This window comes from Nostoc sp. (assembly GCF_036917455.1).
Classification (GTDB): Bacteria; Cyanobacteriota; Cyanobacteriia; order Cyanobacteriales; family Nostocaceae; genus Nostoc.
Window position 1 is genome coordinate 24,842 of sequence record NZ_JBALDK010000004.1, and the last position, 11,178, is coordinate 36,019.

The 11,178-nt window shown below is 42.6% G+C and carries 11 protein-coding genes; 7 read left to right on the top strand and 4 right to left on the bottom strand.

Annotation, left to right across the window (positions count from 1 at the left end):
* Nucleotides 1-3: 3 nt before the first annotated feature.
* Both V7K42_RS00190 and V7K42_RS00195 read left to right on the top strand, forming a co-directional pair.
* Nucleotides 4-2,271 (top strand): hybrid sensor histidine kinase/response regulator, encoded by a 2,268-nt coding sequence (locus V7K42_RS00190; protein ID WP_334912440.1) that lies wholly within the window; start codon nucleotides 4-6, stop codon nucleotides 2,269-2,271.
* A 159-nt stretch (nucleotides 2,272-2,430) separates the two neighbouring features.
* Nucleotides 2,431-3,342 (top strand): hypothetical protein, encoded by a 912-nt coding sequence (locus V7K42_RS00195; protein WP_334912423.1) that lies wholly within the window; start codon nucleotides 2,431-2,433, stop codon nucleotides 3,340-3,342.
* Nucleotides 3,343-3,485: 143 nt separating this feature from the next.
* Here the strand turns inward: V7K42_RS00195 and ychF are convergent, their stop codons facing one another.
* The 3 genes from ychF to yidD form a co-directional block, all read right to left on the bottom strand.
* The gene (ychF, locus tag V7K42_RS00200; RefSeq protein WP_334912425.1) at nucleotides 3,486-4,577 is read right to left on the bottom strand and encodes a redox-regulated ATPase YchF; all 1,092 of its coding nucleotides are present in this window, start codon (nucleotides 4,575-4,577) and stop codon (nucleotides 3,486-3,488) included.
* Between the two features lie 45 nt (nucleotides 4,578-4,622).
* Nucleotides 4,623-4,850, bottom strand: a complete 228-nt coding sequence (locus V7K42_RS00205) for a hypothetical protein (RefSeq protein ID WP_229492186.1) — start codon at nucleotides 4,848-4,850, stop codon at nucleotides 4,623-4,625.
* 129 nt (nucleotides 4,851-4,979) lie between these two features.
* A complete protein-coding gene (gene yidD / locus V7K42_RS00210) occupies nucleotides 4,980-5,243 on the bottom strand; it encodes a membrane protein insertion efficiency factor YidD (RefSeq protein ID WP_334912427.1) in 264 nt (87 codons plus the stop codon).
* A gap of 61 nt (nucleotides 5,244-5,304) precedes the next feature.
* On the opposite strand from yidD, the gene V7K42_RS00215 reads away from it, so the two are divergent.
* Nucleotides 5,305-6,006 (top strand): diacylglycerol/polyprenol kinase family protein, encoded by a 702-nt coding sequence (locus V7K42_RS00215; RefSeq protein WP_334912429.1) that lies wholly within the window; start codon nucleotides 5,305-5,307, stop codon nucleotides 6,004-6,006.
* A 216-nt stretch (nucleotides 6,007-6,222) separates the two neighbouring features.
* On the opposite strand, the gene V7K42_RS00220 is transcribed toward V7K42_RS00215, so the two are convergent.
* Nucleotides 6,223-7,122, bottom strand: a complete 900-nt coding sequence (locus V7K42_RS00220; protein ID WP_334912431.1) for an alpha/beta fold hydrolase — start codon at nucleotides 7,120-7,122, stop codon at nucleotides 6,223-6,225.
* A gap of 451 nt (nucleotides 7,123-7,573) precedes the next feature.
* On the opposite strand from V7K42_RS00220, the gene V7K42_RS00225 reads away from it, so the two are divergent.
* From V7K42_RS00225 to V7K42_RS00240, 4 genes are all read left to right on the top strand, one after another.
* Entirely contained in the window at nucleotides 7,574-8,128 is a 555-nt protein-coding gene (locus V7K42_RS00225) for a thioredoxin family protein (protein ID WP_334912433.1), read from the top strand.
* Between the two features lie 71 nt (nucleotides 8,129-8,199).
* Nucleotides 8,200-8,928: a UMP kinase gene (gene pyrH / locus V7K42_RS00230; RefSeq protein WP_094330554.1), complete on the top strand. Its 729-nt coding sequence runs from the start codon at nucleotides 8,200-8,202 to the stop codon at nucleotides 8,926-8,928.
* Nucleotides 8,929-8,953: 25 nt separating this feature from the next.
* A complete protein-coding gene (gene frr / locus V7K42_RS00235; RefSeq protein ID WP_334912436.1) occupies nucleotides 8,954-9,475 on the top strand; it encodes a ribosome recycling factor in 522 nt (173 codons plus the stop codon).
* Between the two features lie 184 nt (nucleotides 9,476-9,659).
* Complete coding sequence (locus V7K42_RS00240) at nucleotides 9,660-10,781, top strand: geranylgeranyl reductase family protein (protein WP_334912438.1); 1,122 nt, start codon at nucleotides 9,660-9,662, stop codon at nucleotides 10,779-10,781.
* Nucleotides 10,782-11,178: the final 397 nt, after the last annotated feature.

Here is an 11,178-nt window from a genome sequence, read left to right on the forward strand (position 1 = left end):
GAAATGGCAGGTAAAAATATTAAAGTCTTGTTAGTAGAAGATAACCCTAGTGATGTTTTTTTATTACAGGAGTTTTTAAAGGAAGTTACCACAGTTGTAGTTGATTTGATGCCCGTTGAGCGGCTTTCTGAAGCAATTAACTACCTAGCAAAGGAAATCTTTGATGTGATTCTGCTAGACCTCTCGCTGCCAGATAGCCAGGGGCTAGAAACTTTTGTTATCGCTCACCATCAAGCAAAAGCCACTCCGATAATTGTGCTAACGGGTATAAATGATGAAACCCTGGCAATTAGGGCAATGCAGGAAGGAGCGCAGGATTATTTGGTCAAAGGGCAAGTCACTGGTGACTTACTGGTGCGCTCTATGCGTTATGCCATCGAACGTCAACGGGCAGACGACGCATTGCGCCATAGCGAGGAGCGATTTCGGGTGGCCCTCAAAAACTCCCCCATCTTTGTGTACAACCAAGATATGGAGTTATGCTACACCTGGGTTTACAATCCTCCATCTGGCTTGACAGTTGAGGAAATATTGGGCAAACAAGACTTGGATATTATCCCAGTTGAAGATGCTCAATATCTGACCACAATTAAGCATGGGGTGCTAACTACTGGCATAGGAACGCGAGAGGAAGTATCAATTACAATCAAAGATACAACTCGATATTACGATTTGACCGTTGAGCCATTGCGGAATGAGTTGCAAGAAGTTGTGGGCGTGACATGCGCCAGTATTGATATTAGCGAACGTAAATTGGCAGAAGAAAAAATCCGCGAACAAGCAGCATTGCTTGATGTCACCACAGATGCCATTTGCGTCCGAGATTTAAATAATCAAATTATTTTCTGGAACAAAGGCGCAGAAACAGTTTACGGCTGGCAGGCGATAGAAGCTTGGGGCCAAAATGCTAGCGAGCTTTTGGATGAAGAACCTTCACCAGAAATTGAAGCGGCTCTTTTACAAGCTACTAGTAAAGGAAAGTGGCAGGGCGAGTTAAATAAACTCACCAAAATTAACAAAGAAATCCTTGTTGCTAGTCGCTGGAGTTTAGTGTACGACGAACAAGGAAAACCGAAAGCGATTCTCACCGTTGACACAGATATTACCGAGAAAAAACATTTAGAAGCGCAATTGTTTCGCGCCCAACGCTTGGAAAGCATCGGCACTTTAGCTAGTGGCATTGCTCACGACCTCAACAATATCCTGACACCGATTTTGGCCGGAGCGCAACTCTTGCCACTCAAATTTCCTGATGCAGATGAGCGCACCCGTCATCTATTGGAGATTTTAGAAGTCAATGCTAGACGCGGGGCTGATTTAGTCAAACAAGTGTTGTCATTTGCGCGGGGTGTAGAAGGGAAGCGCATCACTTTGCAACTCAGACATCTGATTGTGGAAGTTGCCAAGATTCTTAAAGAGACATTTCCCAAATCCATAGAAATTAGCACTGATGTACTCCAAGATTTGTGGATGGTTTCTGGAGATAGCACCCAACTACATCAAGTGCTGATGAACCTCTGCGTTAATGCCCGCGATGCAATGCCCAATGGCGGTAGTTTGAGTATCTATGCTGAAAATGTGTTGATTGATGAAAATTATGCCCGCATGAACCTGGAAGCAAAAGAGGGACCTTACATAGTGATGACTGTCTCCGATACTGGAGTTGGGATTGCTAAAGAAATCTTAGATAGAATTTTCGAGCCATTCTTTACCACAAAAGATGTCGGAAAAGGCACAGGGTTAGGACTTTCTACCGTCCTTGGCATCGTTAAAAGCCACGGTGGTTTCGTGAACGTGTATAGTGAACCGAAAACTGGCACCAGCTTTCAAGTTTACTTACCAGCAGTGGAAGGAATGGAAACAATTACTCCAGAAGAATTGCCACCACAGGTAGGACATGGAGAATTGATTTTGATTGTGGATGATGAAGTTGCTATTCAAGAAATTACGAGAACATCACTGGAAGCTCATAACTACAAAACCCTAATTGCCTGTGATGGCATTGAAGCGATCGCGCTCTACGCTCAAAATCAGGATAAAATTGATGCTGTGCTGATGGATATTATGCTACCCACGCTAGATGGTTTAACTGCCATCCGTACCCTGCAAAAAATCAACCCCTTGGTCAGAATTATTGCCAGCAGTGGACTCATGTCTGACAATAAACTCAGTGCGGTAGCTGCTATCGGTATCAATACATTTTTGGTAAAGCCCTATACTGTCAACGAATTATTGCTTTCTTTACAGAAAGTACTATCACAACTCAATTAATTACGTAAATATTCTGATAGTTTTGAGTACAAAAGGCTGCTTGATTGATGTGGGTGCGAATTTTCTGAATTTGATATGATTGAGCATCGACTAACACACTCCTCTTATGGAGTCTAAGTACTGGGAATTTTTCTAACCCTATGCCCAATCCTGTGTAATATGCCTCGATTTCTCAGGTTAATCGTAAATATAGTAATTTTGAGTGTTTTGTTACTCATCTCTGTGCAAGTTTGGGCGCAAGATTGGCGACCGGTTCGCGGTGGTATCCCTTTCGGTATCAGTGGGATGGCTTTAATAAAGCAGCAAAGCAATTCTCTAGATTTTCTGATTGTCCATGACAACAAAAAACCCAATCAAACCCGTTTAGCAACTATTAGTCTTAAAGGGAAAAACCAACCTGAATATTTCCCTTTAAACTGGCCAAGTAACATAGAATTGCCCATCGATTTAGAAGCTTTAACGTCTGTCCCAGAAAAAACAAAATTTTCTTTTATCGCTTTAAGTAGTTCTGGAAAAGCCTATTACATCAGGTTAAACCCTACTAATAAAACCATCTTGGTTCTCAAAGAATTCAATTTACCGGGAATTATTCAAGGAAATAATTTTGAAGGATTCGGATTACAAAACCTAGACGGTAAATTAGTTGCTATTTGGGGACATCGAGGTGAAGGAGAACAACCAGCAACTATATTTTGGGGAATCTTTGATTTGGCTAAATATCAAATTACTCTCGCCGGTTCTGCCAATCTGAAAGTACCGTTTCCATCTGGTAATGTGCGTCATATATCAGATATTAAGATAGACCCTGTAGGGATTGTGTACATCACCTCAGCAAGTGATGCAGGAGATGATGGCCCATTTCAGTCAGCTGTATATGTCGCTGGTTATCTAGGATTGCATGATAACAAAATTGTCTGGCGGCAAAATCCTCAATTTGTTCCTATTTACCGCTCTGATTACCACAAAATTGAAGGTATAGAACTTGTTCCCGGTGCGGAAGGTGGTGTAATTGTTGGTACAGATGATGAAAATTTGGGTTCCTACGTATATATGGTGGGTGGAAGTAACTGAAGTATGTTCTTGCTGCTTTATTTGCGATCGCCTAGCATATTCTTCTACACATATCGAAATTTTTGTCAAGTCATCCAGAGCGATCGCAATTTGGTATAAGTTGACCATTATCTAATTGATAACGGCCACTTAATTAATCACCCCTACACATTAAATCGGAACAACATTACATCCCCTTCCTGCACGACATACTCTTTCCCTTCACTGCGAAGCAACCCTTTTTCCTTCGCAGCGTTCATCGAACCAGTTGTTACCAAATCTTTATAAGCGACAGTCTCAGCGCGAATAAATCCCCGCTCAAAATCACTGTGGATTACACCAGCAGCTTGAGGTGCAGACATACCAGCATTAATTGTCCAAGCGCGGGTTTCTTTAGGGCCACAAGTGAAATATGTCCGCAAGCCTAGAAGCGAGTAAGTTGCCCGAATCAATGATTTTAAACCACCTTCTTCCACACCTAAAGATGCAAGAAAATCAGCTTTATCTTCTTCTGGCAATTCTACTAACTCAGCTTCAACTTGGGCAGAAACTATCACAACTTGGGCATTTTCTGTCGATGCAATTTGTCGCACTGTTTCCACAAAATGATTACCAGTTGCCAACTCATCCTCAGATACATTGGCAGCGTAGATAATCGGTTTATAAGTAAGCAGTTCTAATCCCTTAATAATTACTTCTTCTTCTTCATTCAAACTTACCTGACGCACCGATTTACCTTCATTCAAAGCCGCAGCTAATTTTTCTAAGACTGTGATTTCAAACTGTGCATCTTTACTGGTACGGGCTTGTTTGCGAGTCCGGTCAATTCGCCGCTCAATTTGTGCTAAATCTGATAAACCCAATTCTATATTAATGATTTCAATATCTCGCGCTGGGTCAACAGAGCCAGCAACGTGGATAATATCATCATTTTCAAAACAACGTACCACATGGACGATCGCATCAACTTCCCGGATGTGGGACAGGAATTGATTCCCTAGTCCCTCACCCTGACTTGCACCTTTAACTAAACCGGCAATATCTACAAATTCAACCCGCGCCGGGATAATTTGTACCGAACTGGCAATCTTAGCAAGAACATTTAACCGTTCATCCGGTACTGCGACAACGCCGACATTCGGTTCAATCGTGCAAAAAGGGAAGTTAGCTGCTTCTGCTTTAGCATTAGCAACTACAGCATTAAATAAAGTAGATTTTCCGACGTTGGGAAGTCCGACAATTCCGGCTCTTAGCATTTTGGATTTTAGATTTGAGATTTTAGATTACATTACCAAGTTAATCTAAACAGGTTCCGGTATGGTTTGGGGAATTGGCCCTGGAACCGTCTGAGGAATGGGAGCAGGTACTGGTTCTGGTACAGGCCCCGGTAACGGTTGAGGAATCGCTGGCCCCGGTACAGGTTCAGGACTAGGTAGCGGATTTGGTTCAGGATTGGGGCTAGGTAGCGGGTTTGGGCCAGGAGTAGGAATTTGTGGTTCAGGTATAGAAATCGCAGTGGGATTAATCATGGTAAATCTAAATTAAATTATTCAACCTTCTTAAGCTAGATGACAACCTCATATCTTGACATCTCCCCAAATAGCTATACCCACGAACACTTCCTTTAACTTGGGCATTGGGCATTGGGCATTAGTTATTTACCCTCTGCCCCTCTGCTCCTCTGCCCCATTGCATCTGTGCTTTTCCACCACCTCTGGCACCGGATCGTAACCACCTGGATGAAACGGATGACAGCGCAAAATCCGCCGAGTTGCCATCCAGCTACCACGCAATACTCCAAATCGTTCAATGGCTTCAATAGCATACATCGAACAAGTGGGTTGAAAGCGACAAGTCGGGAGAAACAACGGCGATATAAACATTCGGTAGCCCCGAATCAGCCAAATTAATAATAATTTCATTGCAGCTACCCAAATCTTATAAATTAGTAACAGAGGTAAAATTTTTCATTTTGTTACATCTTTGTTGATTACATTTTCTGACTCAACCTCAATTCCGGTTTTATGGCTGCAAATTGCGTCGGCTGCAATTTGGGTGTTACTCATCCTCCTGATTGCAGGGGTGGTAAACCGCTTTGCCGACAAGCCAGAAATCGTGCGGAAGATAGTTCATATCGGCACTGGTAATGTGATTTTAATCGCTTGGTGGCTAAATATTCCTGCTAGCGTAGGGGTTACAGCTTCTATTTTAGCCAGTGCAATCACCTTATTATCCTACCGATTCCCCATTCTTCCTGGTATTAATAGCGTTGGCCGTCAAAGCTTTGGAACATTTTTTTACTCTGTCAGTTTCGGTATTTTAGTTGCCTGCTTCTGGTACTTGCAGCAACCCCAATACGCAGCACTAGGGATTTTGATCATGACTTGGGGAGATGGACTAGCAGCTTTAATTGGGCAACATTTTGGTACACACAAGTATAAAATCTTTGGTACGCAAAAAAGTTGGGAAGGCTCCCTAACTATGATGCTCGTTAGCTATTTCATTAGTAGTTTGATTTTAGTTGGAACTCAAGGAAACAGTTGGCAAATTTGGGCGATATCGTTGATGGTGGCATTTATCGCTACTACTTTAGAAGCTGTTTCATTTTTGGGGATTGACAATTTAACAGTTCCTTTGGGTAGTGCAGCCCTTGCTTTCTATTTAAGTCAATTAATTTTGAGTTAGTAATTGCTTTGAGTACTATTCCTAATTTTGTTTTAGAGAGGCTAACTGGATAGCTAATGATATTGATGACGTTCAGTACATAGAGGATAGTCAAAATCTAATCTAGGTACAAAAAACGCGATAGAAAGTCAATTTCCTGAGCGACTCAACCAACAAAAATAAATCTTTTCGAGTATATTCAATACCACCTATTACGTAAAAATTGAGCCAAGTCAATTACCGCGATCGCTCCAAAATCCAATCGAGTAAAATCGGATTGACTAACTCCGGCGCTTCATCCTGCGGACAATGCCCAACTCCCTCTAAAGGAATAAACTTTTCTACCTGCGGAAAGTTAGCTAATTCTCTCCCTAACTTAATTGGTTCCCACGGATCGGCTGTTCCCCACAAGATAATCGCAGGACACTTTAACAGTGGTAAAAGGTCTTCAGGTAGCGGCCCTGTAGAATAAGAAGTAAAAGCCAGGAACACAGCGCTAGCACCTTGATCGCTTGCTGGTGAAGTGAGAATATCTACCAACTCATCTGTCACCATCTCAGGATTTGCATAAGCTTGCAGCAGAATTTTCCGTACTGTTTTCGGTTTGGCGAGTTGATTGAAAAAGAAATCGCCAACTGGTTTGATAGATAACAAGCGTTGCAGTAAAGGCGCTCCGTAACGACGAGATAAAGGTAAAGTTTCCCGTTTGCGATCGTGCAACAGCCGTAAAGAACAGTTGAGCAAAGCAACTCCCAAGGCAATATCTGGGTTGCCAACTGCTGCTTGCATAGCTACAATACAGCCAATTGAATTGCCAACTAAAAAAGCAGGTTCGCCGACAACTTCGCGGCAAAAATCTGCTACTTGTTGTCCCCAGGTTTCTAAAGTGTAAGCAATTTTTTCACCAGGTTGAGGTTTTGCAGAACCACCAAAACCAATCAAATCGATTGCATAAACACGACAATTTTGTGCTAATACAGGAATATTTCTCCGCCAATGCCACCAAGAAGCCCCAAATCCATGCACCAGGACAACAACTGGTCCAGTGGTTCCTTGGGTTTGATAGCAGATAGGGAAATCTTGCCAAATCCAGGTTTTTGTAGAGGTAAATGCTATTTCTGAACTTGATGTTGTCATGGGAAACTTGATGAATATAAGGGTAAAAGCCTTTCAGCCGTAAGGCACAAGTAAAATTGTTTTTAATTTGAACAAAATTTATCAGATTTTTAAAGTAAATGCTTTGCTCTAGTGATAACTTAGACATACACCACAAAAGCTTCTAAGCTGATAATTTTATGCAGCATAGAGAGTTTTGGTCTTGTTGATAGAGGCAATTTACTCACAACTTAGATTATCTCAGCATTAGGAATCATAACTTTTATGATGTGAATAATATTTTTGCGATTTATTCAGATGTGAGTGAATTAGCAATCAGTGCTAGATTCAGTAGTTTCACAATTTACGATCGCTAATGCGAGTCTATAACATTATCGAATATGAGGCATCGGCTAAGGGGTGGTTTGCAACTGGAAACTGACGCTGAATTTAATAATATTTTTCTTGTTCCTAGTTCTGCGAGCCAGACAACATGAATTTACTAGAAACAATCGATACTCCCATCGGGAGCTATGCACCTGATTTTGAACTGCCAGGAATTGACACTCAAGTACACCATCTCAGGCGTTATCTTGAGAAGTTTCGAGCAGTGGGCGTTATTTCCATGTGTAACCACTGTCCTTATGTAGAGTGGTATATAGACAGGTTAAAAAACATTCAAGCCGAATTTGCCCCCAAAGGCTTCACACTAATTGGGATGAATGGTAGTGATGGTAATATTGAAACTAGGCCAAGCTTTGAAAATATGCAGGCTTTTGCCCAACGTCACAATCTGAACTTTCCTTACCTGTGGGACTCGACGCAAGATGTAACTCAGAGTTTTGGGGCGACAAAAACACCAATGGCTTTTTTAATAGATGCTAATGGTATAGTCCGTTACAAAGGCAAAATTGATAATCATCCCCAAGATGCATCAGCAGTGGGAGAGGAATATTTGAGAAATGCGATCGCCTCTCTATTTCTTGGTCAGACAATAGATGTACCACAAACAGAACCAGTCGGGACTACATTGATTTGGCGTAACTAGACATAGATAGTCCCTGTAACTGTTATCTTAAATTGGAGGCAATTGCAACTTTTTTGATAAAGCGTAACTTCATGGGAACGAATTACCGACGGGTTTTACTCAAACTGAGCGGTGAAGCCTTAATGGGCAACATGGGCTATGGCATTGATCCAGAAGTGGTCAAAGGAATAGCACAAGAATTAGCAGAGGTGATAGCCACTGGCACTCAAATTGCCATAGTTGTTGGCGGCGGCAATATTTTTCGTGGCGTTAAAGCAGCGTCGGCGGGGATGGACAGGGCAACCGCTGACTATATTGGCATGATTGCCACGGTAATGAACGCCATGACGTTGCAAGATTCGCTAGAACACATAGGGGTACAGACGCGGGTGCAAACCGCGATCGCTATGCAAGAATTAGCAGAACCATATATCCGTCGTCGTGCCATCCGTCATCTTGAAAAAGGGCGGGTGGTAATTTTTGGGGCTGGTTCGGGAAATCCCTTCTTTACTACAGATACCACGGCGGCACTAAGAGCAGCAGAAATTGACGCTGAGGTGATTTTTAAAGCCACCAAAGTAGACGGAGTATATGATGCCGATCCTCATATTTATCCTAACGCCAAGCGTTACAATAGCCTTACCTACGCACACGTTTTAGCCAAAGATTTGCGGGTGATGGATAGTACTGCGATCGCCTTGTGTAAAGAAAATAATATCCCAATTCTGGTATTTGACCTAACGGTGCGAGGCAACATCCACCGAGCAGTCTTGGGAGAATCCATCGGTACCCTTGTGGGAGGTTCTTGTGATATTAGCTGAGATATTAGCTGACGCTAAAAGTAAAATGCAAAGTTCTGTTGAGTCAACTCAACGAGCTTTTAACACGATTCGCACTGGCCGCGCCAATTCGAGTTTATTAGATAAGGTATTAGTTGACTACTATGGTTCGCCTACACCCTTAAAATCACTGGCAAATATTAGCACGCCAGATGCCTCGACAATTCTGATTCAGCCTTACGAGCGCAACACCCTAAACATAGTTGAAAAGGCGATTTCTCTCTCAGATGTGGGTTTAACCCCTAGCAACGATGGTTCTGTAATTCGGCTGAATATTCCGCCTTTGACAAGCGATCGCCGAAAAGAATTCGTCAAAATGGCTACTAAGTATGCTGAAGAAGGTCGTGTTGCTATCCGCAACATCCGCCGCGATGCCGTAGACTCGATTCGCAAGCAGGAAAAAGCCTCTGAAATCTCCAAAGATGAATCAAAAGACCAACAAGACAATCTGCAAAAACTCACAAATGAGTATACTGCCAAAATAGACGCGCTTTTAGCAGAAAAAGAAAAGGACATTACGACTGTTTAAGGTCTAAGTCTGAAGCATAAAGGCTGAAGGATGATGGTAAAATTCTTCTGCCTTTATCATTTTTTAGGTATCTCATAAAAATTGAACAAGTAAGTAGACGTGAATAATTAAAGTAGGGGCAATTGATGAATTGTGCCCCTACTCAAGAGAAAATCAACTAATTCAGGAGCAAAAATTCAGTCTTATGTACGACTGCATCATCGTCGGCGCTGGGCCAGCTGGTGGAACGGCTGCATATCATTTAGCCAAGCAGGGTCGTTCAGTATTAGTGTTAGAAAAGGAACCCCTGCCAAGATATAAACCTTGCGGCGGTGGTGTATCTCCAGCGATCGCTCAATGGTTTAACTTTGATTTTAGCCCAGCCATTTCTGTAAAAGCTGACTCCCTTCGCTTTACCTGGAAATTGGGCGACCCTGTGGAAGCAAAAATTGCCACAGAAGAACCAGTCTGGATGGTGCGACGAGATATTTTTGACCATTTTCTAGTGCAGCAAGCACAGAAGCTCGGGGCTGAACTACGAGATCATACTGAAGTAACGGGTATTGAATTTAAAAGCGACTATTGGCAAGTTAACACAGCCAATGGGCCAATTACAGGTCGCTACTTAATTGCTGCTGATGGTGCTAAAGGGCCAATGGCAAAATGGCTCGGCTTCAAAGAACGTAAACGCCGTTTAGCAGCAGCTTTAGAAGCAGAAGTTCTCACAACAGTGAAGGACAAATCCACGATTCACTTCGAGTTTGGCTTAGTGAAAAATGGCTATATTTGGAACTTCCCAAAAGCTGATGGTTATTCCATTGGTGTCGGTACGTTTATCGGTGGCGAACCCCAGGATTTTAAGAAGATTTTAGATGAGTATGCGCGATCGTTTAATGTAGATATCAAAACTAGCAAGCAATATGGTTATCCCCTTTGTTTGTGGAATGGCAAGCAAAAGCTGCATACCCAAAATGCAGTTTTGGCTGGGGAAGCTGCTTGTGTAGTCGATCCCATGACAGCAGAAGGTATTCGTCCCTCAATTTTTAGCGGTTTAATTGCAGCAGGAGCTATTAATGAGGCTCTTTCTGGTGACACCAACGCCTTAGAAAAATACAGTGAAGCAATTAATGAAGAATGGGGTACTGAGATGGCTTGGGCGCAAAAATTAGCTGGAGCATTCTATCGCTTTCCAAACATTGGCTACAAAGCTGGTGTTAAGCGCCCCTCCGGTGCCAAAATCATGGGTAAAATCCTCTGTGGAGAACTACGCTATGGCGATGTTGCCGATCGCGCCCTCAAGCGGTTAATTCCTGGTTTTGGGGGTTAAGTATTAGGAATTAGATGACGAATATCTAGCAGACGAGACACAAACCCCACAAAAATTAATCATCCTTTCTAGGGTGGGCATCTTGTCCACCCTAGAAAGGATAAAGTGACAAAAACCTGAGAGTCCTTTAGCAGGATCGATATTGAACTCTGTACCTGAAAATAAACTGATTTGATAATTTAACTGTCGCCTCACCCCAGATAGAATAGGAGCGATTAAGAACTCAGAACGAGCTTTTTCACTGTTGATGGCAGTGGCTAAAGTTAGGTTCTCATTCAGCAACCGTTTTAGCAAGTCATAGGGGGAGCAATGCTCTAACAGTGAGGTGGGTAAGCAGGGGAGGCAGGGGATGCTCTTGAGGCAGGGGGGGAATCAAGAAATTAAGTGTATTTTGGAC

Coding starts and splice junctions, on each gene's coding strand:
- V7K42_RS00190 (WP_334912440.1), top strand. CDS start 4: ATGGCAGGTAAAAATATTAAAGTCTTGTTAGTAGAAGATAACCCTAGT.
- V7K42_RS00195 (WP_334912423.1), top strand. CDS start 2,431: ATGCCTCGATTTCTCAGGTTAATCGTAAATATAGTAATTTTGAGTGTT.
- ychF (WP_334912425.1), bottom strand. CDS start 4,577: ATGCTAAGAGCCGGAATTGTCGGACTTCCCAACGTCGGAAAATCTACT.
- V7K42_RS00205 (WP_229492186.1), bottom strand. CDS start 4,850: ATGATTAATCCCACTGCGATTTCTATACCTGAACCACAAATTCCTACT.
- yidD (WP_334912427.1), bottom strand. CDS start 5,243: ATGAAATTATTATTAATTTGGCTGATTCGGGGCTACCGAATGTTTATA.
- V7K42_RS00220 (WP_334912431.1), bottom strand. CDS start 7,122: ATGACAACATCAAGTTCAGAAATAGCATTTACCTCTACAAAAACCTGG.
- V7K42_RS00225 (WP_334912433.1), top strand. CDS start 7,574: ATGAATTTACTAGAAACAATCGATACTCCCATCGGGAGCTATGCACCT.
- pyrH (WP_094330554.1), top strand. CDS start 8,200: ATGGGAACGAATTACCGACGGGTTTTACTCAAACTGAGCGGTGAAGCC.
- frr (WP_334912436.1), top strand. CDS start 8,954: ATGCAAAGTTCTGTTGAGTCAACTCAACGAGCTTTTAACACGATTCGC.
- V7K42_RS00240 (WP_334912438.1), top strand. CDS start 9,660: ATGTACGACTGCATCATCGTCGGCGCTGGGCCAGCTGGTGGAACGGCT.